The sequence below is a fragment of the Pseudalkalibacillus salsuginis genome, from assembly GCF_021646685.1.
Taxonomy (GTDB): domain Bacteria; phylum Bacillota; class Bacilli; order Bacillales; family Fictibacillaceae; genus Pseudalkalibacillus; species Pseudalkalibacillus salsuginis.
Genome location: NZ_JAKJHW010000003.1, coordinates 495,899 through 521,470 on the forward strand (window position 1 = coordinate 495,899; position 25,572 = coordinate 521,470).

The 25,572-nt window shown below is 41.4% G+C and carries 29 protein-coding genes and 1 riboswitch; of the genes, 24 read left to right on the plus strand and 5 right to left on the minus strand.

Going from position 1 to position 25,572, the window contains the following annotated elements; translation table 11 throughout:
- Window positions 1–4: 4 nt before the first annotated feature.
- Window positions 5–646, minus strand: coding sequence for a TetR/AcrR family transcriptional regulator (locus tag L1611_RS11645; RefSeq protein WP_236313247.1), 642 nt, complete (start codon window positions 644–646; stop codon window positions 5–7).
- Between the two features lie 169 nt (window positions 647–815).
- On the opposite strand from L1611_RS11645, the gene L1611_RS20815 reads away from it, so the two are divergent.
- The 8 genes from L1611_RS20815 (at window position 816) to L1611_RS11685 (ending at window position 6,970) form a co-directional block, all read left to right on the plus strand.
- Window positions 816–1,043: a heavy-metal-associated domain-containing protein gene (locus L1611_RS20815; protein ID WP_236313301.1), complete on the plus strand. Its 228-nt coding sequence runs from the start codon at window positions 816–818 to the stop codon at window positions 1,041–1,043.
- Window positions 1,044–1,049: 6 nt separating this feature from the next.
- Entirely contained in the window at window positions 1,050–1,436 is a 387-nt protein-coding gene (locus L1611_RS11655; RefSeq protein WP_236313248.1) for a TipAS antibiotic-recognition domain-containing protein, read from the plus strand.
- A gap of 417 nt (window positions 1,437–1,853) precedes the next feature.
- Window positions 1,854–2,444, plus strand: a complete 591-nt coding sequence (locus tag L1611_RS11660; RefSeq protein WP_236313249.1) for a copper resistance CopC family protein — start codon at window positions 1,854–1,856, stop codon at window positions 2,442–2,444.
- Window positions 2,441–3,523, plus strand: coding sequence for a copper resistance D family protein (locus L1611_RS11665; protein ID WP_236313250.1), 1,083 nt, complete (start codon window positions 2,441–2,443; stop codon window positions 3,521–3,523). Before L1611_RS11660 ends, L1611_RS11665 begins: the two co-directional genes overlap by 4 nt.
- Before the next feature lie 138 nt (window positions 3,524–3,661).
- On the plus strand, window positions 3,662–4,207 hold the full coding sequence (locus L1611_RS11670) for an NADPH-dependent FMN reductase (RefSeq protein WP_236313251.1): 546 nt from the start codon (window positions 3,662–3,664) through the stop codon (window positions 4,205–4,207).
- Window positions 4,208–4,414: 207 nt separating this feature from the next.
- Complete coding sequence (locus tag L1611_RS11675; RefSeq protein WP_236313252.1) at window positions 4,415–6,013, plus strand: GAF domain-containing sensor histidine kinase; 1,599 nt, start codon at window positions 4,415–4,417, stop codon at window positions 6,011–6,013.
- Entirely contained in the window at window positions 6,003–6,653 is a 651-nt protein-coding gene (locus L1611_RS11680; protein WP_225065886.1) for a response regulator, read from the plus strand. Before L1611_RS11675 ends, L1611_RS11680 begins: the two co-directional genes overlap by 11 nt.
- A 65-nt stretch (window positions 6,654–6,718) precedes the next feature.
- Window positions 6,719–6,970: a YusU family protein gene (locus tag L1611_RS11685; RefSeq protein WP_225065957.1), complete on the plus strand. Its 252-nt coding sequence runs from the start codon at window positions 6,719–6,721 to the stop codon at window positions 6,968–6,970.
- A gap of 272 nt (window positions 6,971–7,242) precedes the next feature.
- Here the strand turns inward: L1611_RS11685 and L1611_RS11690 are convergent, their stop codons facing one another.
- The 3 genes from L1611_RS11690 to L1611_RS11700 all read right to left on the minus strand — a co-directional run bounded on the left by L1611_RS11690 (window position 7,243) and on the right by L1611_RS11700 (window position 8,395).
- Complete coding sequence (locus L1611_RS11690; RefSeq protein WP_236313253.1) at window positions 7,243–7,566, minus strand: spore coat protein; 324 nt, start codon at window positions 7,564–7,566, stop codon at window positions 7,243–7,245.
- An 11-nt stretch (window positions 7,567–7,577) separates the two neighbouring features.
- Window positions 7,578–7,862: a hypothetical protein gene (locus L1611_RS11695; protein ID WP_236313254.1), complete on the minus strand. Its 285-nt coding sequence runs from the start codon at window positions 7,860–7,862 to the stop codon at window positions 7,578–7,580.
- Between the two features lie 80 nt (window positions 7,863–7,942).
- Window positions 7,943–8,395, minus strand: a complete 453-nt coding sequence (locus L1611_RS11700; protein WP_236313255.1) for a helix-turn-helix transcriptional regulator — start codon at window positions 8,393–8,395, stop codon at window positions 7,943–7,945.
- 207 nt (window positions 8,396–8,602) lie between these two features.
- Here L1611_RS11700 and L1611_RS11705 point away from each other — a divergent pair, with 207 nt between their 5' ends.
- The 14 genes from L1611_RS11705 to L1611_RS11770 all read left to right on the plus strand — a co-directional run bounded on the left by L1611_RS11705 (window position 8,603) and on the right by L1611_RS11770 (window position 22,981).
- A complete protein-coding gene (locus tag L1611_RS11705; protein ID WP_236313256.1) occupies window positions 8,603–9,520 on the plus strand; it encodes a proline dehydrogenase family protein in 918 nt (305 codons plus the stop codon).
- Window positions 9,521–10,070: 550 nt separating this feature from the next.
- Window positions 10,071–10,568, plus strand: a complete 498-nt coding sequence (locus L1611_RS11710) for a DinB family protein (RefSeq protein WP_236313257.1) — start codon at window positions 10,071–10,073, stop codon at window positions 10,566–10,568.
- A 184-nt stretch (window positions 10,569–10,752) separates the two neighbouring features.
- Entirely contained in the window at window positions 10,753–13,149 is a 2,397-nt protein-coding gene (locus tag L1611_RS11715; protein WP_236313258.1) for a 3-hydroxyacyl-CoA dehydrogenase/enoyl-CoA hydratase family protein, read from the plus strand.
- A 12-nt stretch (window positions 13,150–13,161) separates the two neighbouring features.
- Complete coding sequence (locus tag L1611_RS11720) at window positions 13,162–14,343, plus strand: acetyl-CoA C-acetyltransferase (protein WP_236313259.1); 1,182 nt, start codon at window positions 13,162–13,164, stop codon at window positions 14,341–14,343.
- A gap of 16 nt (window positions 14,344–14,359) precedes the next feature.
- Entirely contained in the window at window positions 14,360–16,147 is a 1,788-nt protein-coding gene (locus L1611_RS11725; RefSeq protein WP_236313260.1) for an acyl-CoA dehydrogenase family protein, read from the plus strand.
- Window positions 16,148–16,504: 357 nt separating this feature from the next.
- Window positions 16,505–16,861: an arsenate reductase family protein gene (locus L1611_RS11730; protein ID WP_236313261.1), complete on the plus strand. Its 357-nt coding sequence runs from the start codon at window positions 16,505–16,507 to the stop codon at window positions 16,859–16,861.
- Window positions 16,862–16,951: 90 nt separating this feature from the next.
- A complete protein-coding gene (gene gcvH / locus L1611_RS11735; protein ID WP_236313262.1) occupies window positions 16,952–17,335 on the plus strand; it encodes a glycine cleavage system protein GcvH in 384 nt (127 codons plus the stop codon).
- A gap of 68 nt (window positions 17,336–17,403) precedes the next feature.
- Window positions 17,404–17,646 (plus strand): YusG family protein, encoded by a 243-nt coding sequence (locus L1611_RS11740; protein WP_236313263.1) that lies wholly within the window; start codon window positions 17,404–17,406, stop codon window positions 17,644–17,646.
- Between the two features lie 360 nt (window positions 17,647–18,006).
- Window positions 18,007–18,366 (plus strand): toprim domain-containing protein, encoded by a 360-nt coding sequence (locus L1611_RS11745; protein WP_236313264.1) that lies wholly within the window; start codon window positions 18,007–18,009, stop codon window positions 18,364–18,366.
- Complete coding sequence (locus L1611_RS11750; RefSeq protein WP_236313265.1) at window positions 18,363–19,439, plus strand: PQQ-dependent sugar dehydrogenase; 1,077 nt, start codon at window positions 18,363–18,365, stop codon at window positions 19,437–19,439. Before L1611_RS11745 ends, L1611_RS11750 begins: the two co-directional genes overlap by 4 nt.
- Before the next feature lie 22 nt (window positions 19,440–19,461).
- A complete protein-coding gene (locus tag L1611_RS11755) occupies window positions 19,462–19,785 on the plus strand; it encodes a thioredoxin family protein (RefSeq protein WP_236313266.1) in 324 nt (107 codons plus the stop codon).
- 386 nt (window positions 19,786–20,171) lie between these two features.
- The gene (gene sigI, locus L1611_RS11760; RefSeq protein ID WP_322972546.1) at window positions 20,172–20,942 is read left to right on the plus strand and encodes an RNA polymerase sigma-I factor; all 771 of its coding nucleotides are present in this window, start codon (window positions 20,172–20,174) and stop codon (window positions 20,940–20,942) included.
- A 26-nt stretch (window positions 20,943–20,968) separates the two neighbouring features.
- Complete coding sequence (locus L1611_RS11765; protein ID WP_236313267.1) at window positions 20,969–22,339, plus strand: anti-sigma factor domain-containing protein; 1,371 nt, start codon at window positions 20,969–20,971, stop codon at window positions 22,337–22,339.
- A gap of 288 nt (window positions 22,340–22,627) precedes the next feature.
- Window positions 22,628–22,981 carry a hypothetical protein gene (locus L1611_RS11770; protein ID WP_236313268.1) on the plus strand — a complete coding sequence of 118 codons (354 nt, stop codon included), beginning with the start codon at window positions 22,628–22,630 and terminating at the stop codon, window positions 22,979–22,981.
- Here L1611_RS11770 and L1611_RS11775 read toward each other — a convergent pair.
- Window positions 22,949–23,374: a TlpA disulfide reductase family protein gene (locus tag L1611_RS11775; RefSeq protein WP_236313269.1), complete on the minus strand. Its 426-nt coding sequence runs from the start codon at window positions 23,372–23,374 to the stop codon at window positions 22,949–22,951. The two genes, L1611_RS11770 and L1611_RS11775, sit on opposite strands and share 33 nt — an antisense overlap.
- Window positions 23,375–23,608: 234 nt before the next feature.
- A riboswitch (SAM riboswitch) is annotated at window positions 23,609–23,722 on the plus strand.
- A gap of 147 nt (window positions 23,723–23,869) precedes the next feature.
- Between L1611_RS11775 and L1611_RS11780 the strand changes: the two genes are divergently transcribed.
- A complete protein-coding gene (locus tag L1611_RS11780) occupies window positions 23,870–24,916 on the plus strand; it encodes a methionine ABC transporter ATP-binding protein (RefSeq protein WP_236313270.1) in 1,047 nt (348 codons plus the stop codon).
- Window positions 24,888–25,562, plus strand: a complete 675-nt coding sequence (locus tag L1611_RS11785; RefSeq protein WP_236313271.1) for a methionine ABC transporter permease — start codon at window positions 24,888–24,890, stop codon at window positions 25,560–25,562. The genes L1611_RS11780 and L1611_RS11785 overlap by 29 nt, the downstream gene beginning before the upstream one ends.
- The last annotated feature ends 10 nt before the right edge of the window (window positions 25,563–25,572 follow it).

Below are 25,572 nucleotides of genomic sequence, written 5' to 3' on the forward strand. Positions count from 1 at the left end.
TAACTCATGTTTTACGGACATGGGTTTTTCTTTTGTTGCCGTGATTATGATTTTTAATGCCATATAGTCGTTCTACACTAATGCCGAGGATATTGGTTATCAACAATGCAATTGTATCTGCTGATTCCTGCATGCCGGTCTCTATCCAATGAAGAACAATACTAAGGTTAGATGCAGCAAAATATTCTACCATATAATCTTTTGGCAGAATGGTTTCTGCCAATTCCGGCTGAATATTGAGAATTTTTGTGATGTGATGCTTTTTTAGAAACTCCTTGATAAGCACGGGAAATGCTGGATCTCCCTTCGGACCGAGAATGACTCGAAAAAAATCGGCATGCTCTGCATAGTATTCGAAAACCTTAACCATCATAGGATCAGGTTCGTTTCTGGTGGCAAAAGACAAGTAGTCATAAGGATTCAGTTTCTCCATCCTTTGCTTTAATCCGTCCCACATCTCTGTTTTTACCTGCTGGAGCATAGCGGGTAAATCCGTATAGTGTAAATAGAAGGTTCCCCGGTTAATATCCGCTTTGTCAGTCAGATCACGAACGGTTATACGTTCAGGTCCTTTCTCTTCCATCACTTCAATTAAAGCTTTCCGAAGAAGCGCCTTGGTCCTTACTTTTCGGCGATCCATTGACATTGTAAAACCTCCTTATATAAAAAAATAGAGAAAAACAACAGGTTCTTATACATGTGTTGAATTCTCGACAGTTCTATAAATCTTGCTTATTGAATCCGATACTCTACTCTCCTATTATAATATACAAACGTGATCATTAATCAACATTCATGTTGATTAATGATTGATGATGGAGGAGGTTTGGATAATAGTTAAAATCAATTTGAAAGTAGAAGGATTAAGTTGTGGTCTTTGCGCTATTACCATTGAAAATGTTTTACAAGAACTAGGAGTCAAAGGAAGCGTAGATCTAAAAAGGGCTACTGTCAGTCTCGAGTATGATGAACATCATGTTTCTTTGGAAAAAATCGAGACAGCCGTTAAAGAGTGCGGATATCAGGTGTTTCATGAAGGTTGATCGTCCATGATGAAAGACATTCCACAAAATGAGGTGAAAAGTATGGGTGTTTGGGATTACTTCACGCCTGAACAACAAGAAAAGCTAAAGAAAAGAATGGAACAGTTCAGCCAAGAGGAATTGATGAAAATGAGGACAGAGTCAAACGAAGTCCTCTCTAAACTAATTACAGGATTCGAGGAGGGGATACCTCCAGAAAATACAGAGATTATAAGGTTAGCCAAACTTTTAGCGGAGTCACAAGCTGTTTTTAATAATGAGGATCCTGAGATTGAAAAAGCCGTAGAGCGGTTTCATCTTGAAAATCCGACAAAGAAAGATCATGGGATGGACTTGAAGATTTATCAATATATTGAAAAAGCGAAGTCATATAGCTCCAAGACTTCATCATGAAGGAGTGGTTTCCGATCACGTTAAAGAAACTGCCTATCAACCTTCGGAATCTTGTCCCCATTTCAAGAAAAAGAGCGAATTAAATCCTATATTACTTAATAACTTTGCCTGGGTCCTCTACAATATTTATTTCTTACCCTGTGAATTGCGTTGTGAATTTGGAGCGGTTTTAAAACCAAGACCTTTAAATATCAAGTAAAATCGCAGGTGATTTCCTATGTGAATCCACCTGCGATTTTATGTATGCATTGTACCCTGTGTGTACTCCGAAATAGAACCCGTTTGGGGCTGTTGGTCCGGGCATTTTTAGAATGATATCCGTATTCAATATAGAAAAGATATGTGAACAAAGTAGAAACAGGAATGCACAGGTGGTAAGATGGATTCGATAATTGAAAAGAAAGGATCGAACATCTTATGCACAAATATTTGATCATTTGTTTTGTAATCATTTTGACAATGATGAGCAATCCTTCATCTTCATATGCGCATTCTTCTCTTCAAAGTTCATCGCCTGAGGACGGAGAAGTTGTAAAGCATTCTCTGGATATCATCACTTTCAAGTTCAATTCAACAATCAAAGAAGGAAGTACATTCACGGTTACAGATCAAGATGGAGTCTCTAAAGAAGTTGAGTCAGCGGACATTCAGGATGATGTCATGCTTGGTCAGTTATCTGAACCTTTACAAACCGGATCGTATACTGTTTCATATGAGATCGTTTCAGAGGACTCCCACGTTGTTGAGGGAGAATTTTCATTTTCAGTAGAAGCAGGAGAGCCGGAAGAATCTGAAAAAGAAGCTGGTGACTCTGAAGAAAATCAAGATACAGATAAGGAAAAAGCCGAACAACAGCCTGACAAAGCCGATGATTCAGCAACAGGGGAAAAGAACAAGGGTGAAGTAGAAAATGGATTATCCCCAGTCATCATCGGAATCGCTTCGATTGCTGTTCTTGCTGGAATAGGCCTGATATGGTGGCTACTAAGGAAGAAGGCTGGGGAATGATCATCTTTTTCAAAGGAATCTTGTATTTAGCATTCTCTTTGCTTTTAGGTGGTTTGTCACTTCAGTCAATCCCGGAAAAACACAAACCGAAAGTGACGGTTCCAAAAGAACTGCTGTTATGGATCATCGTCTCCATTCCGATTCTTATGTTCGTCCAGCTTCTGCAAATCATCCAGTATCTTTCTAAAAGCATCGGTTATTGGGAGACATTTACCTCAGTGTTGTTCAACTTCAGCGTCGGAAAAGCATGGTTTGCAAACCTTTTGATCGCTGTCGTATTGTTTTTGCTTGTCTATAAGAATGATTTGAAGAATACAACGTTTTATGCCCGACTTGGTTTGTTTTTATGTGTCGTTTTGATCAGTTCGTTTTCGTTTGCCAGTCATCCTGCATCCCTCTACCCAGTAGTCGGGTTTCTCGCACACTTCTTTCATGTGATCGCGATAGCAGGGTGGATCGGTATCCTTTTATACGTGGCATGGGGTTCTGCCCGTGATTCGTATTGGATTCCGTTCTTGAATTGGTACACACCATTTTCAATCGGCGCTGTTCTCATATTGACTGGCGGCGGTCTGTTAATCAATGAAATCGTAGCACCGCAATATGTGGATTCCTGGGTCTTGCCATACGGTCAAGCCCTTGTGATCAAGCATCTGTTGTTGATCCCGGTTCTTCTGTATGCGTGTATCCATGGCTTTTATTTGAAAAAGTCGATTCAACGGAATGGAAACAAGCATGTAAAACGGTCGCTCCAAGGTGAAACCATCCTTGTGCTTTTTGTCTTTTCGGTCACGGCATTCTTGTCTCAGCAGGTTCCTCCACATGAAGTATGGCGGACGATTCAGCAAGTGCCGCCTTCACCTTTATTCTTGTATTTTTTTGACGGGAAGATTGATCCTCAATCAGTGATTTCCTTTAATATCACTAATGAAACGTTGTTGTGGGGCGCAGGAGGAACTGTTATGGCAGGGGTGACCTTATTCAGTCTTATCAAACGGCTTCCAGTTGTCATCAGTGTAGGACTTGGTCTGATTACCTCTACTTTATTCTATTTCGCATTAATGTCGGGAGTTGTCTGATTTCTACAACTTTAGTCTCAGGAATCGTAGAGATTCTTACGACTATTTAATGAGTGATCATTCAATCCATAAACGGATGAGGAAACATGCCATTTTGCTTAAACTGATGATAAATAATATAAAAAGGTGTGATCTTTTGTGAATATCCTAGTAATCAATGGGAGTCCGATGGAAAAATCGAGGACTCGCGGCATTGCCAAGCTTGTGAAAGAACTACTAGAAGAGCAAGGTGTCATGGTAACTTACTATGACCTTGGAATAGAAAAATTACCGCTTTTCCCTGGTGATGAGGAAAATGCTCCTCTTCGAAAACTCTATAAAGGTGCGCAAGAGGCAGATGGATTTTTCATCGCTTCCCCAGAGTATCATAATGGAATGAGCGGTGTTTTGAAGAATGCATTGGATTTCCTTGGTGGTACTTACTTCAAACATAAACCAGCGGCCATTGCAGCAGCCTCAGGTGGCAGTAAAGGCGGCATAAACGCATTGAACAATATGAGAACAGTGCTTCGTGGATTATATGCTGTCGTATTGCCTGATCAATACGTTTCTAACCCTGAATGTTACGATGAAAATTATGATCTGGTCGATCGAGAATCAGTGGAACGTTTGCAAGTGATTGCGGGTCTGCTTGTCGAATTGACAGAAAAACTTGGTATTAAGCAGGAACAGGATGTTCGATAGCAGAATGATAAAGAAAGTGTTCAAATAGACGCATTGTCGTTTTTTGGACCTGCTTTTTTAGAAAAATGCTCTATACGGACATTCGAGTGCGAAAACCGGGTGAAAGTGCTCCGGATCCGTCTTTTTATGTGAGGGCATAGATGGGCGGATTTTCATATATCGTCTCCAGTACAAATTTTCGGATAAAGAGAAAGCGGGTAGGGTTTCATGTCGAGAGTCCATACATTGAAAGTGATTGCCGAGACGTTGAATCAATCAAATGATTTGAAAGAGATGCTCCAGTCTGTCTTGGAAAAGCTTCTGGAAGTGACAGGGTTGTCCACTGGCTGGGTTTTTTTGACCAATGAAGAACCTAACTACACATTCGTTGCGGATGTTAATCTGCCTCCAGCTTTATCTCGGGATGAAAAGATGCCGATGTGCCAGGGTGGTTGCTGGTGTTTGGATAAAATATGGGATGGCCGTTTGCAAAAGGCGGTCAACATCATCAATTGCAAGCGTATTGAAGATGCGATCGAGTTTGATTGTGGTGATACGAAGGGGATTACTCATCATGCAACAGTCCCTCTTATTGCTGGTGGAGAAAAATTCGGCCTGTTGAATGTGGCGGAACCTGGAAAAAATGAATTTACGGAAGATGAATTGGACCTGCTGCAATCTGTCTCCTTCCAGATTGGAACAGCGATCAAGCGGACGAAATTATTTGAAGCCCAACAGAAAAAAGCAGAACAATATGCAAAGCTGGATGAATTCAGCCGCGCAATTTGGAAAATGGATGATATCCATCATCTGCCTCAATGTGCGGTCGAACATTTCGGGTGCTTATTTGATCTGGATTCACTGGCTTTGTTCATAAAAGAGGAAAATGTCCTTGCTTTACGGTCGATCTATTTTCAAGGCACGTCACAAAAAATACATAAGCGATATCCGATATCTCCTAATGAGGAGTTAGAAGACACCCTTCAAAATCATAAAATATACAAAGAATTGAAGGGCTATGGATTATCCATTGGCAAGCCTTTCATTATTCCTTTATTGATCGGAGAAGAGTGGATCGGTTGTCTGATTGGAAATCTGGAGACGGATAACTCAAACGATATTGATGAAGATGTACTCAGGGCGTTAGGTGATCATTTGGCACTTGTTTTGGAAAAAGCGCGCCTGTTCGAGAGAAGCAGAGAACTTGCATTAATTGAGGAAAGGAACCGTTTAGCACGGGATCTACATGACTCTGTGAACCAAAAACTGTTTTCGTTGAGCTTGACTGCACGGGGGCTCAAGGAATACGTGAAACGATTGCCGGAAAATGAAATGATTGTTGAATCGTTAAGTGAAATGCAGACTTTATCCCAAGAGGTCGTCGGTGAAATGAGAGCGATGATCTGGCAATTGAAGCCTGCAGGATTGGAAGAAGGGGTCATCGTATCCCTGAAAAAATATGGTGAATCTTTAGGGTTGAATGTCACCGAACAGATTGAAGGAGTAGGGAATATTCCTAGAATGGTTGAAGAAACGTTGTGGCGTGTCGGCCAAGAAGCATTGAATAATGTCCATAAGCATTCACGGGTAAATGAGGTCCATCTGTTCTTAAGCCGCAAAAAAGATGAAATCATCTTGCGCGTCCGGGACGAGGGATGTGGCTTCACCATTCGGGAAAATAATTGGTCGTTCGGTCTTTCGAGTATGAAAGAACGTACTGAAATCATGGGTGGCCAGATGAAACTCGAAAGTGAACCAGGTACAGGGACGACAGTGGAAGTAAGATTTCAGATCAAGCAGGAAAGAGGGAGTTTCAATGGGGATTAAAGTATTGTTAGTGGACGACCATCTAATGGTGTTAAAAGGGCTCAGATTCTTTCTCGGCACCCAGACTGATATTGACCTGGTCGGGGAAGCCTCGAATGGGGAGGAAGCGATCCAACAAGTAAGAGCTTTACAGCCTGACGTTGTGTTGATGGATTTGACTATGCCTGTCATGGATGGGATCGAGGCCACAAAACAGATAAAAAGCGAACATCCCGATTTGAAAATTATCGTTCTTACTAGTTTTTCAGACCAGGATCATGTCGTCCCTGCATTGCAGGCAGGAGCAGATGGTTATCAATTGAAAGATATTGAGCCTGATGAACTGGTAAAATCAATCAAAGCTGTTTATTCAGGTCAAACCCACCTCCACCCGACAGCTACCTCTCAACTGTTGAGCCATGTTTCGAATGGCACAAAAACGACAGAAGCAGAACGAAGCTTCAACCAATTGACTGCCAGAGAAAAAGATGTCCTCCGGCAGATCACCCTTGGACGGAACAATAAGGAAATATCCAGCGAGCTTTTCATTACAGAAAAGACAGTTAAAACCCATGTCAGCAATATCCTCGGAAAGTTAGGGTTACATGATCGTACCCAGGCGGCGATCGTAGCGATGAAGAATAAATGGTTCGAAGCTTGAGCTGTTTTTATAAAAAGGTTTCCTATGATAGAATGGCAACAAACATGGAGGGCGGTGATTTGATTATGGATCAGAAACTTAGGGAACAGTTCGATGGATTGCTTACCAAATATACAGAGTTGTTGTTAGGAGAGGCAGACGATGAATTGAAAGAAAAGGTTCAGATGTGGGCACTCTATACGTATATGTCAAAGTCGATGCCGCCCCTTGTGAAGCATTGGAACGATCAATATCCTGATGCAAAAGAGGGAATGAAAGAACTCATTCAAGAGATTCGGGAACATAATGAGGAATATCGGAATGAGCAGAAGAAGTAACCAAGGGCTGGACACGATCCTTTGTGGATATAGGAAACCTTATTTGCATGGAAACACGATCTCTTACGTAAGTAGAGGACATCCTTGCTTTTTATACAAACAACGGAACAGAAGTCCTCTAACTTTTCAAATCACCCCATTTTGTCAAGATAACTGAACAGATGTCCATAAATAAAAGTTCACTAAACCCAAATGGCATCTCATAATAAAAATCGAGTAGAAAGCCTTTAGCTTTCATACTCGATTTTTGTATTCCCACTAGTTGAAGAGATTTACTGCATTGTTCCTCCGTTAGGAAGTTGGTTCTTATAACCGGAAAATTGTTGGTAGGCCTGTTGGAGTTTTTGTGGCTGGGCTTGTTCGAATGAGTACCAGCCCTTTTGGAACATCACATTCAATACATTCCGCTGGCAATCTTGCGTTTCTTTCGCAATCGATGAGATATCCTGGTAAAGTGCTTGATGACTTGCTTCATTCATTGCGGTCGAATAGGCATCTGTCATATATTTTTCTGTCGCCAGTACGTCATTAATGTAGTCGCGATCATTCATTTCTGGTGTTTTCGGAATATTTGTTTCTGGATTTTGAATTTTCATCTTAAACCCCCTTATTGTGTCATGTTCTGGTTTTGCATTTGATCTCCTAAATGGCTTTGAAGATGTTGCAATAGTTGATCATAGTGACGAGTATGCATCTGTGCGGCTTGTTCGATTACTGCTTTTACTTGTTGATCCTTGCACTGTTTTGCAAAAAAGCTGCACTTTTTTGCTGCAAGCAGGTTCCAGTCCATCATGTCTGTAATATAAAGCTGATCCTTTCCAGTCATGACATCCGGAGGTTGAGGCAAAATGCCTTGTTGATTTTGAGGTGATTGTTGTGGTTGTTGTTGCACGGACTTCCCTCCTCTTAACATTTTACTAATATCGAGGTTAGGTTTCCACAATGTCTGAATGTTATACAAACTAGGAGGATTCAAGACTTTACTAATTCATTCAAACGTTCGTAAGCCTCGCCTATATCAAACGAACTGTACCAGCGGTGATTATCATCGTCAAGAATTCTATAATGCTTGCTGATCAAATTCTGCTGAAGGCGGAACCCGTTCTCACATTTCATATCCTTCCACCATACCTTTCCCCCTAATGTTTGTTCTTTTGGTCTTTCAATTCCCTCGTGCGCCAGAATTTCAACAAGTTCAACCGGGTCCCCGCCTAATGCGGTTTTCAATATTTCACTATCACGGAATATTGCAGCTACTGCTGCTACAGTCGTCCAGTTCGCTTGCATTCTTTGCTTTTCGATCTGTAATAGTGTTTTCTTAGAAATTCCCAATGTGGACGCCATTTTATCCTGGGTGTACCCATGTTCGATTCGAATTAATTTCAATTTCGAGGAAACAATTTCAATCATCTGATCCATTTTCATTACGAATTACCCCTTAAAGTGCTTTTGTGTAATTTTACACTTTAATAAGAATGATTACAATTTTAAAGTAGAAAAAATTAAATTTTGAAAAAAGTAAAAATGTTGTCGAAAAAATGTTAAAATACTGTTGGAGTTAAAGAAAGTTAGTTTTCGTTCACATATAGTTAAATAATCTTTGCATTCGTTTTTAGTATAGGGGGATTTTTTATGGAAAAGATTCTGAAAAATTTCTTTTTATTCATGGCAAAAAACAAGCTGGCAACCAAGATGGCGAAGAGTTACGGTCTCCGCCTTGGTGCAGGGCGATTTGTTGCAGGGGCCACGTTAGAAAGTTCAATAGAAGCCATTAAAAAGTTGAATGAGGACGGGCTTTACGTTACGATCGACCACCTGGGTGAGTTTGTCGATAATGAACATGAGGCTAGAGAGATGACGGATCACTGTATTGAAGCGATCGAATCGATAGCAAAAGAAAAGTTGAACTCCCAGCTTTCATTGAAATTGACTTCAATGGGGCTTGATATAGGCCGGGAATTAGTATTAGGGAATATGAAACGTATCATGGAAGCAGCAGATAAGAATGGTGTCTTCGTTACCATTGATATGGAGGACGAAGCACGCTGTCAGGCTACCATAGACATATTCAAGGAACTGAAATCAGAATATGAAAATATCGGCACGGTTTTGCAAGCTTATTTGTATCGAACAGTTGAGGACATCAAGGATCTCGACTCCCTTAATCCGAATTTACGATTGGTGAAGGGTGCTTATAAAGAATCACCTTCTGTTGCTTTTCCAGAGAAAAAAGATGTAGATGAGAACTTCAAGAAAATCATCAAAATGCATTTATTGAATGGCAACTACACGGCTATCGCTACACATGACGATGAGATCATTTCATATACGAAAGAGCTTGTGAAAGAGCATAATATACCGTATGACCAATTCGAGTTCCAGATGCTTTTTGGAATCCGTATCGACAGACAAAGGCAGCTGCGTGATGAAGGTTATAAAATGCGCGTTTACGTACCCTATGGAAATGACTGGTATGGCTACTTCATGCGACGCCTGGCAGAGCGCCCGGCTAATGTAGCTTTCGTGCTGAAGGGTGTATTTGGAAAGTAAATCGTATAAAAGGAACAGGCGATGGCGTCTGTTCCTTATTTTTACATTTGAAGAAAGTATAAAATACTTTCTTCAATATAAGTGCAACTAAGGCTCAGCCTGCGCTAAAGGCGTGGCTTTGCCAATTTTTCTTTAAAGGTAAGAAAGTATGATTTAGATTCGATGAAGGAATGTCCAGCTCCAACGCCCAACCACTTGGCCCAGTTCAGTCCTCCTGCGGCAGTCGACACATTGATTTAAGTCAAGGGATTTAACCCACGCAGAACCGAACTTTCTTTGGTTCGAGCTTCCTCGTCTCGTTCCTCGCTTGCGGGGTCTCGCTTAGCTTGCTTCCCCGTAGGAGTCTCGGAAATTTTCCTGTTATACGTTTTTATCCCCTTATCAGCATCCAATTAACAACAAAATTTTAAAAAACAGCCTTTGGATAAACATTGTCCTAACACCATTACCAGACACACGAGCATATTATGTAAAAAAATAAAGGGATTTCATCGGGTGAGTCGAAAAATGGTATCGTGGAAATCAAATCGTTTTTTGAGGAGGGATGAGCGTGTCCGTTTTTGAAGAAGGCAGGAAAGAATTGATGGGTGTCATTGATGAAATTCCAGAAGATCTGGTTCATTCCCGTGTTTCGGTGAATTCTTGGTCTGTCCTTGAAATATTGGAACACCTTGTTTTGATCGAGAAGGTCATTACTAAACAATGTGAACACTTAATCTGTCAGGGAGTCGATACAGAAACACCCGATCACCCGGTTTATCGTTCCGGAAAAAGGTACCCGGTTGTGGAAGCACCGGAGTATGTACGCCCGATCGGACGGTATCGATCGATGGATGAAGCGAAAATCGCTTTACAGCAATCCAGAAATAAACTTATTCAGGTTTTAGAGGATATTGAAGACCCTACATTACTTGAAAGAAGGGCGTTTTCTCATCCGGTTTTCGGACCTATGAAATTGACCCAGTGGATTGACTTTATCGGTTATCACGAGCGTAGACATATTGATCAGATCAAAGAAATCATAAAAAGGAATCGTCCATCAGCTTGAAACAAGCAAACTGAAAAATATAAGACAAAATCATAAAAATTTTCAGAAATTTGTGTTGCAGTTTGCCTTGAAATTCCTTATAGTATTTATAGAGGGGTTCATTATTGAACAAATACTTTTTGGTTAAGCTCTATTTTTTGCTTAAAAAATGAATGAGCATTCATTCATGTGAAGGAGGTTCATCATGTCGTATCAGATTCGTAAGGCAGCAGTCATCGGCTCTGGGGTCATGGGTTCAGGTATTGCCGCTCATCTAGCTAATATTGGAATTCCGAGTGTGTTACTGGATATCATCCCGAGAGAACTAACTGAACAGGAAAAATCAAAAGGGGTTACTCTTGAGCACCCGCTCGTGAGAAACAGATTGGCAGAAACAGCCAAACAGAAACTGTTGAAACATAAGCCGGCTCCGTTAAGTGCGAAGGATCACCTAGAGATGATCGAGGTGGGGAATTTAGAGGATGATCTCGAGAAGTTAGGTGATGTGGATTGGATCATTGAGGTCGTTGTAGAAAACTTGACGATCAAAAAGAAAGTATTCGAACAAATTGAAAAATATCGTAAACCGGGAACGATTGTAAGTTCCAACACATCAGGTATTTCAATCAACGCGATGGCAGAAGGTAGAAGCGAGGAATTCAAAGCTCATTTCCTTGGAACGCACTTTTTTAACCCGCCGCGTTATTTGAAGCTTCTGGAAGTCATACCGACCAGTGACACGAAACCTGAAGTGCTCAAGTTCATCAATCAATTTGGTGAAGACGTACTTGGTAAAGGGGTCGTTGAAGCAAAGGATACGCCAAACTTCATCGCAAACCGGATCGGAACCTACGGCTTGTTGGTCACGGTTCAAGAAATGTTGAAGAACGGTTATTCAGTAGGAGAAGTGGATAGTGTAACAGGGCCAGCGATCGGGCGTCCGAAAAGCGCCACCTTCCGAACACTGGATGTAGTCGGTCTGGATACCTTCATCCATGTTGCCAGGAATGTATACGAACTCGTTGAAGGCGAAGAAAAGAAAGTCTTCGAGGTCCCGGCTTTCATGGAGAAAATGAATGAAAAAGGGTGGATTGGTAGCAAGGGAGGTCAAGGTTTCTATTATAAGAAGAAAGTTGATGGAAAAAGCGAGATTCTTGAACTTGACCCTGAAACATTCGAATATGGTCCAAGGAAAAAGTTGAAAACTGCGTCGACCGAAACGAGTAAACAAGCGAAAACGCTACCGGATAAAATGAAAGCGCTTGTATATGCAGATGATCGTGCAGGACATTTCCTCTGGTCGATATTAAAGCCAGTCCTGTTATATTCAGCTGAAAAGGTGTCCGAGATAGCAGATGACATCAAAGCGATCGATGACGCAATGAAATGGGGATTCGGCTGGGAGTTTGGCCCGTTTGAGACCTGGGATGCAATCGGCGTTGAAAAGTCGGTTGAGCGCATGAAATCAGAAGGCGAAACAATTCCCGAGTGGGTTACTGAAATGCTTGAATCAGGTAAAAAGGAATTTTACCGGCAAGAAGGTACAACTCTTGAATTCTACAACAATGGTGAGTTCAAACAAGCCAATGAGAATGATAAGATCATCCGTTTAAGTCGTCTTAAAAATGAAAATCGCGTTATCAAAAAAAATACGGGTGCGAGTCTCATAGATTTAGATGATGGGGTTGCCTTGCTCGAATTCCATTCACAAAACAATGCAATCGGACCTGATATCATCCAAATGATCCATTATGCGATAGACGAGGTAGAGAAGAACTACAAAGGTCTTGTCATCGGGAACCAGGGCAAGAACTTCTGTGTCGGGGCCAACCTGATGCTGATCATGATGGAGGCACAGGATGAAAATTTCTTTGAACTTGATTTCATGGTCCGTCAATTCCAACAAACGATGGCTCGAGTGCGTTACAGTGCAAAGCCGGTCGTCGTTGCGCCTTTTAATATGACACTTGGAGGCGGTACCGAAGTATCGTTACCTGCTGCTGGGCTCCAAGCATCCTTTGAAACTTACATGGGCCTTGTCGAAGTCGGAGTAGGAATCATTCCAGGCGGAGGCGGCAACAAGGAATTATATACTCGCCTATTAGAACAGGTTCCGAAAGATATGAAGCCAGATCTTCAGAAGCTCGCCATCCAGACATTCGAATCGATTGCTATGGCGAAGGTTTCATCATCTGCTCATGAAGCGAAGGAAACTGGATTTTTACGACCGCAGGATGGCATCAGTGTGAATGCTGACCATCTCATCTATGATGCGAAACAACAAGTACTATCCTTATATAACCGGGGATATCGTCCGCCTCAACGTAAGAAGATCCCAGTACCAGGTGAAGCGGGTTATGCGACGATGCTTCTCGGGGCTCAGACGATGAAGTTCGGGAATTTGATTTCCGACCACGATTTGAAAATTGCTAAAAAATTAGCGTATGTCATTGCTGGGGGAAAAGTACCTGAAGGAACACTCGTTGACGAACAGTACCTCTTGGATCTTGAACGTGAAGCATTCTTGAGCCTTGCAGGTGAACCGCTGACACAACAACGTATGCAGCATATGCTCGTCAAAGGAAAACCACTACGCAACTAAGGAGGGGTGAAGATGCAAGAAGCAGTAATTGTAGCAGGTGCAAGAACACCTGTCGGAAAAGCAAAAAAAGGGACGCTCGCTAATGTTAGGCCTGATGATCTTGGGGCATTGACTGTGAAAGAGACCTTGAAGCGTGCTGGAGGCTATGAAGGACCTATCGATGATTTGATCATCGGCTGTTCGATTCCTGAGGCAGAACAGGGGATGAACATGGCCCGCCTGATCGGTGGTCTCGCTGGATTGCCGGATAATGTTCCAGCTATCACGATTAATCGCTATTGTTCATCCGGATTGCAGAGTATCGCATATGGGGCTGAACGGATCATGCTCGGTCATGCTGAAGCGATCCTTGCCGGAGGAGCAGAATCCATGAGTCTTGTCCCTGTTCCCGGACATGTCGTCAAGCCGAATACAGCCCTTCTGGATTCCAGACCTGAGTACTACATGGGGATGGGCTATACGGCTGAAGAAGTAGCTAACCGATTCGGGATTACACGTGAAGAGCAGGATCAATTTGCATTGCGAAGCCACCAAAAAGCGGCGAAAGCCATCCAAGAAGGTAAATTTGAGGATGAAACCGTTTCTGTAGAGGTAACGAAGCGCTGGGTTGATGAAAACAATAAATTACAAGAAAAAAAGACTTCCTTCACCACGGATGAAGGAATACGAGCAGATACTTCACTTGAAGTTCTCGGTAAACTGAAACCAGCGTTTTCTGAAAAGGGAACTGTAACAGCAGGTAACTCATCCCAAATGAGTGACGGAGCAGCATCTGTGCTCGTCATGAATCGTGAAAAAGCTGAAGCAGAAGGTTTGAAGCCGATCTTGAAGTTCCGTTCCTTCGCTGTTGCGGGAGTCGCACCTGAAATCATGGGTGTCGGACCGGTCGAAGCCATTCCCAAAGCATTGAAGCTTGCTGGTCTTGAGCAATCTGACATTGGATTGTTCGAACTGAATGAAGCATTCGCATCACAATCGTTGCAGGTCATCCGCCAGCTTGGCCTGGATGAAGAAAAAGTCAATGTAAACGGTGGTGCGATTGCATTAGGTCACCCGCTTGGCTGCAGTGGTGCAAAACTGACATTAACGCTAATGCACGAAATGATACGGAGAAATGAGCAGTTCGGAGTTGTCACCATGTGTATTGGCGGGGGTATGGGAGCCGCTGGAGTATTTGAACTGATCCATTCATAAGAAGGAGGTAAAAGGCATGTCTAGCAGTGTTGATAAGAAAGCAGCCAAAGGTGGAAGCTTCCTTATAGAAGAAGTTGAGGCGCAAAGCGTTTTCACACCAGAGGATTTTAACGAGGAACAGATTTTAATGGGGAAAACAACAGAAGATTTCGTCGTAAAAGAAGTCGTTCCACAGCTTGAGAAAATTGAAAACCATCAGTTCGACATTTCAAGAGACCTGTTGACAAAAGCAGGGGAGTTAGGGCTTTTAGGCGCCGATGTCCCAGAGGAATACGGCGGTCTTGCTCTCGACAAGATCAGCTCCTCTCTCATCACGGAAAAGTTTTCAAGAGCAAGATCGTTTTCATTAAGCTATGGTGCCCATGTTGGTATCGGTTCCTTGCCGATCGTCTTATTTGGAAACGAAGAGCAGAAACAGCAATACCTGCCTGACCTTGCGACAGGAAAACGCATTGCGGCTTACGCGCTGACTGAGCCAGGGTCAGGGTCTGATGCATTAGGGGCTAAAACGGTCGCTAAGCTGAATGACGTCGGAACTCACTATGTTTTGAATGGTGAGAAGCAATGGATCACGAACTCTGCTTTTGCAGATGTGTTCGTAGTCTATGCCAAGATTGATGGCGAGCAATTTTCAGCGTTCATCGTAGAACGTGATTTCGAAGGTGTTTCCACCGGACCAGAGGAGAAGAAGATGGGGATCAAAGGCTCATCTACCCGTACTCTCATCCTTGAAGATGCGTTGGTTCCGAAAGAAAACCTTTTAGGTGATGCAGGTCGAGGGCATGTCATTGCGTTCAACATTTTGAACATTGGTCGATATAAGCTTGCGGTCGGTTGTGTAGGGGCAGCTAAACGTGCGCTTGAAGTGTCGATCAAATATGCAAATGAACGCCAACAGTTCAAGCAGCCGATTTCACGCTTCACCCTCATCCAAGAAAAACTGGCGACGATGGCTGCAAAAGCGTATGCATCCGAGAGCTCCGTCTATCGCACAGTCGGAATGTATGAAGACCGCTTAGGTGCCTTATCACCGGAAGAGCAAAAAGATGGCTCGCTCCTTGCAAAGGGGATTGCTGAATATGCCATTGAGTGCTCACTTAATAAAGTATTCGCTTCAGAAGTCCTTGATCATGTTGTCGATGAGGCTGTGCAGATCCATGGTGGTTATGGCTTCATGTCTGAGTATGAAGTTGAAAACATGTATCGTGACTCAAGGATCAACCGTATTTTTGAAGGAACGAATGAAATCAACCGTTTGTTAGTGCCAGGCACACTTCTTCGGAAAGCGATGAAAGGTGAATTGCCGCTTCTCCAAAAAGCAACAGAGCTTCAAAACGAGCTGATGATGCTTATGCCGGAAGAGCTTAGTGATGAGCCGCTCGCACAAGAAAAGCAATTTGTGAAAAATGCGAAGAAAATTTTCTTGATGATTGCCGGTCTTGCTGTCCAGAAATACGGAGAAAAACTCGAACATGAACAAGAAATCCTTTCGAATGTCGCGGATATTGTGAGTGAAGCCTATGCAATTGAATCTGTCGTCTTGAGAACAGAAAAGGCGATTCAACAAAAAGGTGCAGAAAAGGCTGCCCAAAAAATCCGATTGGCAGAAATTTATTGTCAGGAAGCATTCGAGCGCATTGAAGCGCACGCAAAAGAGTCCATCGTCGCGATTGAAGACGGCGACCAGCTCCGTATGATGCTTTCAGCACTAAAGAAATTGACCCGTTATACTCCAATCAATGTTGTCAAAAAGAAACGTGAAGTTGCTGCTGTTTTGTTAAAAGAAGAAAAATACGTCGTTTAGATAAGAAGTTCAAATCCTATTCAAACTTATGTATGGTCACTGTTCTTTCACTAAAACTCTCTTTTCCAGATAAAAACACACTCTCTCAAAAGAGGTCCTCAATGCTGATGAGGGCCTCTTTTACTTAAAAACCCGGCGTTTTTTAAGGTGAAAAGTTTGTTATGTTTGCTAATAGTCAGGTTTAAGAAGAATCACTTTCAAATAAATTCATACAAATACAGTTATTTGCACGAATTTATTTAAGCCTGAAACAGATCCTATAAATTAAGCTTTTTACGTTTGTCCGCGAATGACTTGTGATAGAATAGAACTGAGCTCTTCAGAAGATACAGAATTTGAGAGTAAGGAGTGTCCCTATTGTCGCTAACAGTTTATGTATATCCAAGCTGTTCAACATGCAAGAATGCAAAGAAATGGCTGGATGCAAAAGGTGTTTCTTACGAAAACGTACATATTGTGGAGAACACCCCTTCAAAAGAAGAATTGACAACTTTATATCAAAAAAGCGGACTTGAGCTGAAGAAATTCTTCAACACGAGCGGGAAAAAATACCGGGAACTTGGGATGAAGGACCGGATGAAGACTGCTTCTGAGGAAGAATTATTGGAATTGCTTGCATCAGATGGAATGTTGATCAAGCGACCGATTGTAACAGATGGTGAAAAGGTGACAGTCGGTTTTAAAGAAGATCAGTTTGAACAAACTTGGATATAGAACAATTGCGCGAACAAACTGTTTTATATTACTATTACATTAGAATCGTTTTAGAAACTAACTTTAGATGAAATTTATGGAGGGATAAGAATGGAATATCCAAAGGAACTACGTTACTCAGAAGAGCATGAATGGGTAAGAGTTGAAGGAAACAAAGCTTTTATCGGAATTACAGCATTTGCACAAGATGAGCTTGGGGATATCGTTTTCGTTGAACTTCCTGAAGTTGATGATGTAATCGAAGTGGACGAGCCATTTGGTAGTGTTGAATCCGTCAAGACTGTATCTGAGTTATATGCACCAGTCAGCGGAAAAGTTTTAGAGGTTAACGAAGATCTTGAGGATAATCCTGAATTTGTCAATGAATCACCATATGAAAAAGCATGGATGATCGTTGTAGAGCTTTCTGATGAATCAGAGCTCGGGAAATTGATGTCAGCTGATGACTATCAAAAGATGGTTAGTGAAGAATAGTTTTTCAACAGTGACAGAACATAACAATGATGCATAACTTCTACAAATTTTAGAAGGGTGTGATCTGTTTGGGCCAAGATATTCGTAGAACAGATATTACGGATAAGGTTTATGGGAAGATGGACCAGGGTTCTATGTCTCTGTACTTGCACAAAGATAAGATCGGTAAAATCACGTTCACTAATCAAGGCAATCTGTACGAAATGGGAGATGGTTTCGAGTTTGACTCGGACAAGTTCTATCGTCATGATTCGAACCCGCCTGCTCAAAATCAGCAGCTTGTTGATGATTGTGAATTTGGTTGGTGCTAAGCAGCGGTCCACTGTGATCCGCTGCTTTTTTCTTTACTTTTTGAATCCGGTGGCTGACCAGGGGCGCTTCCGCTTTTCTATAATATAGGCTTTGTTATTCTTCATTGTGGATATCCGGCGGAATTCACTCCCTTACCATGGACGATCCGCAAGTCTCTTCGCTGACTGCACAGGATGCTGGGACGTGGTGGTTGTTAGTCGAGGTTCCTTAAATCGCTGCGGGGTCTCACCTAGCTCTCTATTCCCGCAGTAGTGCCGCGAATTTTTTCTAAAAGAAATGTTCTTTAAATCAATATCAAGATGTAAAAAAATCCAAAATTTAAAATGGCTATACGATATGTGAACAGGTGGGAATAACAAATGGAAAGAGATACAAAAGTACTGATTGTCGAGGGGAAAACGGACCGTGAAAAAGTAAGGGAACTTTTGGATGAGCCTGTTGAAATCATCTGTACACATGGGACGATTAGCTTTGATAAACTTGAAGAGCTTATCGAATCTATTGAACATAGGGATATCTATATACTGGTGGATGAAGATGATGCGGGTCATAAGCTTAGAAAAACTTTGAAAAGAGAACTTCCGAATGCAAGGCATCTCTATACCCAGAGCATTTATAAGGAAGTGTCAGAAACCCCGTATATGTACCTTGCCAAAATACTAATGAATGCTAATTTTGAAATCAACCGTGGCTATCTATTGAATGGAGGTACCACATGAAATTATTGATACCCGTCTTATCTATACTAATGTTATTTAGCTGTACGGATAAGGACTCCACAACGCCTGATGAGAAGACAACCGATCCCTCATCCCAACCTGTCAACCAAAACCGAGTGGTTGAAACATTGGCTACACAATTGGATGTCCCCTGGCAAATCAATATCGTTGAAGATACTGTCTATTATTTGTCTGGCCGTCCAGGCGAAATCATAAGGATCCAGGAGGACTCTAAAGAAACCCAAACAGTGGATCTTACTAAAGACGTTGTCTCGGAAACGGAAAGTGGATTACTTGGATTTCATATTATAGATGGGAGTCGAGAGCCGTTAGAAGCTTTTTTATATCATACATATGAAGAAGGAGGAAGGCTTCTTAACCGTGTAGTGAAAGTCCAACAGGAAGGATCGACTTGGAAGGAAACCGATATCCTTATTGAGGGGATCCCAGGTGGACCGATCCATGATGGTGGTCGTTTAGCGGTCGGACCTGACGAAAAGCTATATATAACGACAGGGGATGCAGGTGAATCAGGCCTTGCACAAGATCGCTCGAGTTTGGCAGGTAAGATATTACGCTTGAATTTGGATGGATCCGTTCCGGCTGATAACCCATTTCCAGACTCTCCCGTCTACTCTTATGGACACCGGAATCCACAAGGGATCGACTGGACAGAAGATGGGAAAATGTACAGTGCGGAACATGGCTCTACAGGTCATGATGAAATCAATGAAATTGTAGCAGGAGGAAATTATGGCTGGCCGGTCATTCAGGGTGATGAAGAACAGGAAGGGATGATCAAGCCTTTATTCCATTCTGGTGAGAATACGTGGGCCCCTTCTGGTATAGCAATATCAGGCTCAAAGATTTATGTGGCCTTTCTAGCAGGAAAGCAAATCAGGGAATTCGATTTTGCTGAAAAGGGAAGCCGAACCTTTGCAGATGGATATGGCAGAATGAGAGATGTAGAAATCGTGGATGGGTCCTTATATGCGATTACCAACAATCGGGATGGAAGGGGTAATCCGGAACCTGAAGACGATCGGTTATTAAAATTCCAACTTAAAGAGTAATTTTAAAGAAAGGAATCTGGATTTGATACAAGAAGTGAACCATCAACAATTGACCGAACGTATTTTTAAAAGGGAGCGGACGGTCATTTTTTTCTACACCCCGCTGTGTGGAACATGTAAACTAGCCAATCAAATGTTAGACGTTGCATTAGCTGTCTTCCCTGTTCCTGAAAAATTAGATGTCATTTCTTGCAATATCAATCAAATGCCAGCTGCTGCAAAGCAATGGAGGGTTCAAAGCGTCCCGTGCCTGGCATTTTTAGATGATGGAAAAATGGTGAAAAAGCTTTATTCGTTCCGTTCTGTGGATTATATTTATCAAGAAATAAAAAAATTTTATAAATAACACTAATTTTTGTCTGGTTAATTTTCCCTGTTATATTTCAAAGCCGAACTTATCTCTGAAGGGCTAGAGATAAGTTTTTTTACTGGAAAACATGCAGGAAACGCTTACACTCTAATAATGGAGACAATTGTCGAATGAACCGGGCTCAACTTGAAAAAGATTGAAAGTTTAGTTAAGTCAGTCAGAATAAAGTTATGTTACAATTATTAAAGAGCTTGTAACATTGTTATCAAATTGTATCCTCCAAACAGCTGAAATAATGATATAAATGAGTTATGGATTTCTTGTCCTTGCATAAAAAATTCTAACTTTTGATATATATTCCGTTTGGATATCCTCAAACAAAAAAGTATAAAATACTTGTCCGTAGTGAGGTGGATACAATTATGACATCTATGAACATGAATTTACTAATTAAACCAAAATTCAATAAAACAGTGGCAAACAAAACAGTTACGATAGAAGATAAGGTAAAAAGGATTGCGCGAGGTGATGAAGACCTCCGGAACGAATTACTTGAAGATTATCAACCATTTATCAAAAAAGTGACGTCTAAAGTTTGTAACCAATATATTGATCACTCTCGTGACGAATACAGTATAGGATTGACGGCCTTCAACGAAGCAATCAATCAATATCAAGAAGGACAAGGGAGCAGGTTCCTCACATTCGCAGATATGGTCATCCGCCGACGTGTGATTGATTTTATCCGGAAGGAAGCTCGACAAAACAGGTATGTCTTTCTCGAGCCTGAGGAAACCGATGAAGAAGGTCGTCTCGAAGACAGTTTTGCCGAGCAGCAAGCCGCAATCAGCCACTATGATCAGCAGTTGCAAGTTGAGAATCGTGTGTATGAAATCGAAGAGTATCAAGAATTGCTCAAAGATTATGGCATTACTTTCAAAGTCCTGAGCAAGAACTGTCCAAAACATATTGATGCTCGCGAAAATGCAAAGCAGATCGCCCAACTTTTAGCAGAAGACGAGAAGCTGGCTGGATATTTAACGGAGAAGAAGCAACTGCCGATAAAAGATTTATTAAATATGGTCTCTTGCAGTCGTAAAACGATTGAACGAAATCGAAAGTATATAATAGCGATTGCATTGATTTATATTGGAGGGTATACATCGCTTAGATCTTACATTGAGCCCTCCTGATATCCTATGAAGGGAGGGACCAATGAGTGAAACGCGGCTTGATCATGAAAGTTTCCAGGCGAGAAGCTGTAATTTTGACAAAAGATGGCAGCTTTGAGCGTGTCCGTTTGAAAAAAGGGGAAAAGCCTGAGGTTGGACAGGAATATATATGTCCGCCCGAAGTTTGTGATGCCCATTTCCAACCAAAAAAGGGACTAATACCTTCATTTTCTATTTCTTTAGTAGCAATCATCGTATTCGTGTTATTTGCCGGCGGCATGCCTTTCGAACAAAATAAAGCATCGGCAGCAGCATACGTGAGTTTCGATATTAATCCAAGTATAGAAGTAGTAGTTGATAAAGAAATGAATGTCATCAAGGTTCGAACATTGAATGAAGATGCGCAAAACCTGTTTGATGATTCAACTGACTATGAAAACTCGTCTTTATTGTTATTTTCTGATTCATTATTTAAAATATTGAAAGAATACGGTTACTTCGATACTCATGATGATTTATTGATCGCGTCATCCTTAGATGAGGACTACGTATCACCTGAAATGCATAAGCGATTAGAAGATTCCATCGAGAAACTTAAATCCAGCAAATATATCGAAAATACAGATGTTATTCTATCCGTATTGGAAACTACGGAAGCGACAAGAAATGATGCCAGGAAAAATGGTTTATCCATGGGGAAATTTCTTGTATTTAAAGATGTTTTGAAAAAGGATGATACACTCACGATCCAACAGGCCGGTTCATTCTCTTATTCTGAATTGAAAAAGTTGATGTCAAAAGACAGAGACATCGCTGAAAACGCTGAAAATCCAGAGAAAGTCTTAGAGACTAATAATAGTCCTAAGTCTATTCAACACACAAGTAATACTAAAAATCCCCCCTACACAAATACAACAAATACAGAGACTTCTGATACAGAAGATAAAGTAGAACCTGCAGCTAAGGATACTGGGGGTATCAAAGAAAAAATGGATTCTACGGCCGGGACCGTTGATGAAAAAGAAGAAGAAAAGAATGCATCCTTAACAGAACCTTTGAACGAACCACCAGCAAAAAATACAGTTCCTTCTAAAGAGGAAAATAAAAAAGAAAACGAGAAAGAAAGCCGAAGTGAATCCGACAAAGGAAAGACTTCTGAAAAAAATGACGATGAAGATGATTTGCAGGTGAAAATTAAATCAAATCTTCGGGGAGTGGATAAAGAGGATTTATCACCTCGGGAATTGAGGTTAATCGAAAGCCTGCAAGTCAATATTTTCAATGCCAATGGGAACTCAAAAGACAAAGGAAACTCAAAAAACAATGAGAACTCAAAAGGCAATGGGAAATCGGAAAAGAATAAAATACATCCTCAACAAGATAAACATAAAAAAGGCAGTCATGGTAAAAAACCATGACACTTTGTAGTGTTTATACATAATAGCCGAATAGATGAAGTGCCAGACAAGCTCCTTTATTGATGGAGGTCTGGCTTTTTTTGTATCCATTGAAAGTATGGGGAGTTGGATAAGACATGGAAATCCACAATCTAAAACATAAATTATTCCCCAAAAAGTTAAATAATTATCGAAACTTGCGCGAGAAACTGTCGAAGGATTATGAAAGGACAATTGGTTACATCTATAGAAAATATTTATATACAGAATCATCTTTTTTGGAACTTTTGATAAGTGAGGGAGAAGAGAATGCAAATCAACGGTCTTATTCACTTGTTTTCAAAAAGGTTTGAAGAACAATCCTACTTGTCCCCTTTTTTTCGATTGAATGATTATTTTGTTTCCCTTTCCAATGAGGAGGAATGCGTATCAATCCATTTGCGTAAACGCTCCTGCAAGGTGATCATACGAGAAGAAATAGACCAAGAAGTCATTCAGATAAATGGAGGTTTGAATGCGCTTAAAGCCCTTGTTGAAGGTGATATGAAACTAACCGATCTGATCTCTCAAGGCAAGATTGAAACAGATGCAACGTATAGAACGGTTTTAAAGCTGGAATCGATCTTCTACCTAATGAGAAAGCAATCGAGGGATGCCGGTTAATATGTCTTGGAAAGAATCTTGATCAGTGTATCGAGATTGAACCTTATGATGTTCATCCAATAATATTGTGGTCGGTACAGATTGGCAACGGAACTGATCGTAAATTTTGGTTCCTTCATCCAGCAAAACTGGAATGGTAATGTTATTTTTTTCGATAAATTCATCCCTCTGTTCAAACGAACCCTCCCTTCCCGTTACATTGATCGATAATATAATAATTTCTTCCGTAGTCATCGATTTATGAAACTGATCAAGAAGCGGTAATTCTCTCATACAATCAGGACACCAGGCTACCCAAAATTGGATGATTACAGGTTTACCTATAAAATCTGACAGGCTTGTCGTTTGCTCCGTTTTATACTCCTTTAGTCTAAAGGACATGGCTTTACCCATATGATTTTTCCTCTCCCTTTCCAGTATGAGAATGAATGTCTATATTGAATTTAACATAATTTTTATAAGGTGTAATGATCAACGTTTTCTTGACACTTGACAAGAATTTGTCACAATATGGGCTTTTAATGAAGGAAGATTAGTATTTTAATGATTGACAGTTAAAAATATCCCATGCTACAATGCATTCATGCTTAAATAATGTACAGTGGTAAAACATTTTTGATATATAAGATCTTATCGAGAGCGGCGGAGGGACTGGCCCTGTGAAGCCCGGCAACCAGCAAACCTTTTTGGTTATGCGAAGGTGCCAAATCCTGCAAAGTGTAATGCTTTGGAAGATGAGATGGAGAGACTGAACTTTTCAGCCTTTCTGCTCATTTTCGGGGCAGAAAGGCTTTTTAGTTGTGAAGAAAGCATATAACATTCTAACTATGAATATGCTCCGTCCAGCATTCTTTAGTAGAAGTTAAGAGACAGAAAGGGCTGAACATCATGATTACATTAAAAAATATCAAAAAAGTTTTCCATACAAAAGATGGTGTGGTCAATGCAGTCGACGGAGTCAATTTGACGATCAATAAGGGAGAAATATTCGGTGTTATCGGATATAGTGGTGCTGGTAAGAGTACATTGATCCGAATGCTGAACATGCTGGAAAAACCGACTGACGGCTCAGTCGATATAAACGGTGAATCCCTTACAGGCTTTAATAATAAGGAGCTCCGTATTGCAAGACAAAATATCGGGATGATCTTTCAACATTTCAATTTGCTGTGGTCCCGCACAGTCCGTGAAAATATATCATTCCCTTTGGAGATTTCAGGTATCAATAAAAAGGAACGGATCAGGCGGGTCGACGAATTGATTGATCTTGTCGGTTTGTCTGGAAGAGGGGATTCTTATCCGTCCCAGTTGAGTGGCGGCCAAAAGCAGCGTGTCGGCATCGCGAGAGCCCTTGCAAATAACCCTGATGTCTTGCTTTGTGATGAAGCTACATCAGCTTTGGATCCGAAAACGACCGATTCGATCTTGAGCCTTCTTGTAGACATCAACAAAAAGCTCGGTTTGACGATTGTACTGATCACCCATGAGATGCACGTGATCCGAAAGATATGTAACCGTGTAGCTGTGATGGAAGAGGGACGAGTCGTCGAAGAGGGACCTGTCCTTGAAGTGTTCAAGACACCTAAACGGACGATTACGCAAGACTTCGTGAAACAGGTTACAGAGCCGGAGGAAACAGAGGAGACGATTCAACATCTTATCCAAAAAGAAGGCCATTCACAAATCGTCAAGCTGACTTTTGTCGGTGGAACCGCAGAACGCCCACTCATAAGTGACTTGATAAGAAAGTTCGAGGTCGATGTGAATATCCTGCAAGGTAAGATTTCTCAAACAAGGGATGGGGCATATGGCACTTTGTTCATTCAAATTGATGGACAGCCTGAAACAGTAAAAGAAGCCATTCATCATATCCAGCAGCAAGAAGTGGAAGTCGAGGTGATCACAAATGTTGGCATTAGCAACACTGTTTCCTAACGTAGATTGGGAGGATATGTGGGAAGCGACACTTGAAACGCTTTACATGACAGGTATTTCCGTCAGTGCAACCTTCTTGCTTGGGCTCATATTAGGTTTATTATTATTCCTGACCGAAAGAGGGAACTTGTGGCAGAACAAGCCGATTCAATTGATCATTGCTGGGTTCGTGAATATCTTCAGATCGATCCCATTCATCATTTTGATCATACTCTTAGTTCCTTTTACAACTTTGTTGGTTGGAACGATGCTTGGAGCGAATGCCGCATTACCCGCTCTGATCATTGGGGCTGCTCCTTTCTATGCAAGAATGGTTGAAATCGCGTTGCGTGAAATCGATAAAGGTGTTATTGAAGCTGCGAAGTCTATGGGAGCGACAGATGCACAGATCATTTATAAAGTTCTTTTACCCGAATCATTGCCAGCGCTCATATCCGGGATTACTGTCACAGCAATTGCATTGATTTCATACATCGCGATGGCTGGAGTCGTCGGTGCAGGTGGATTGGGAACCCTTGCTTACCTGGATGGATTCCAGCGCAATCAGAATGACGTTACATTCGTCGCCACTGTGATCATCTTGATCATTGTCTTCATTATCCAATGGATAGGCGATTTCTTTACACAAAAAACAGATAAACGATAAACATGGAGGG

What these genes read in the sequence shown, in the direction of transcription:
- L1611_RS11645 (WP_236313247.1), bottom strand. Translation starts at nt 646, where the DNA reads ATGTCAATGGATCGCCGAAAAGTAAGGACCAAGGCGCTTCTTCGGAAA.
- L1611_RS20815 (WP_236313301.1), top strand. Translation starts at nt 816, where the DNA reads ATGGAGGAGGTTTGGATAATAGTTAAAATCAATTTGAAAGTAGAAGGA.
- L1611_RS11655 (WP_236313248.1), top strand. Translation starts at nt 1,050, where the DNA reads ATGATGAAAGACATTCCACAAAATGAGGTGAAAAGTATGGGTGTTTGG.
- L1611_RS11660 (WP_236313249.1), top strand. Translation starts at nt 1,854, where the DNA reads ATGCACAAATATTTGATCATTTGTTTTGTAATCATTTTGACAATGATG.
- L1611_RS11665 (WP_236313250.1), top strand. Translation starts at nt 2,441, where the DNA reads ATGATCATCTTTTTCAAAGGAATCTTGTATTTAGCATTCTCTTTGCTT.
- L1611_RS11675 (WP_236313252.1), top strand. Translation starts at nt 4,415, where the DNA reads ATGTCGAGAGTCCATACATTGAAAGTGATTGCCGAGACGTTGAATCAA.
- L1611_RS11680 (WP_225065886.1), top strand. Translation starts at nt 6,003, where the DNA reads ATGGGGATTAAAGTATTGTTAGTGGACGACCATCTAATGGTGTTAAAA.
- L1611_RS11685 (WP_225065957.1), top strand. Translation starts at nt 6,719, where the DNA reads ATGGATCAGAAACTTAGGGAACAGTTCGATGGATTGCTTACCAAATAT.
- L1611_RS11690 (WP_236313253.1), bottom strand. Translation starts at nt 7,566, where the DNA reads ATGAAAATTCAAAATCCAGAAACAAATATTCCGAAAACACCAGAAATG.
- L1611_RS11700 (WP_236313255.1), bottom strand. Translation starts at nt 8,395, where the DNA reads ATGAAAATGGATCAGATGATTGAAATTGTTTCCTCGAAATTGAAATTA.
- L1611_RS11705 (WP_236313256.1), top strand. Translation starts at nt 8,603, where the DNA reads ATGGAAAAGATTCTGAAAAATTTCTTTTTATTCATGGCAAAAAACAAG.
- L1611_RS11715 (WP_236313258.1), top strand. Translation starts at nt 10,753, where the DNA reads ATGTCGTATCAGATTCGTAAGGCAGCAGTCATCGGCTCTGGGGTCATG.
- L1611_RS11720 (WP_236313259.1), top strand. Translation starts at nt 13,162, where the DNA reads ATGCAAGAAGCAGTAATTGTAGCAGGTGCAAGAACACCTGTCGGAAAA.
- L1611_RS11725 (WP_236313260.1), top strand. Translation starts at nt 14,360, where the DNA reads ATGTCTAGCAGTGTTGATAAGAAAGCAGCCAAAGGTGGAAGCTTCCTT.
- gcvH (WP_236313262.1), top strand. Translation starts at nt 16,952, where the DNA reads ATGGAATATCCAAAGGAACTACGTTACTCAGAAGAGCATGAATGGGTA.
- L1611_RS11745 (WP_236313264.1), top strand. Translation starts at nt 18,007, where the DNA reads ATGGAAAGAGATACAAAAGTACTGATTGTCGAGGGGAAAACGGACCGT.
- L1611_RS11750 (WP_236313265.1), top strand. Translation starts at nt 18,363, where the DNA reads ATGAAATTATTGATACCCGTCTTATCTATACTAATGTTATTTAGCTGT.
- sigI (WP_322972546.1), top strand. Translation starts at nt 20,172, where the DNA reads ATGACATCTATGAACATGAATTTACTAATTAAACCAAAATTCAATAAA.
- L1611_RS11770 (WP_236313268.1), top strand. Translation starts at nt 22,628, where the DNA reads ATGCAAATCAACGGTCTTATTCACTTGTTTTCAAAAAGGTTTGAAGAA.
- L1611_RS11775 (WP_236313269.1), bottom strand. Translation starts at nt 23,374, where the DNA reads ATGGGTAAAGCCATGTCCTTTAGACTAAAGGAGTATAAAACGGAGCAA.
- L1611_RS11780 (WP_236313270.1), top strand. Translation starts at nt 23,870, where the DNA reads ATGATTACATTAAAAAATATCAAAAAAGTTTTCCATACAAAAGATGGT.
- L1611_RS11785 (WP_236313271.1), top strand. Translation starts at nt 24,888, where the DNA reads ATGTTGGCATTAGCAACACTGTTTCCTAACGTAGATTGGGAGGATATG.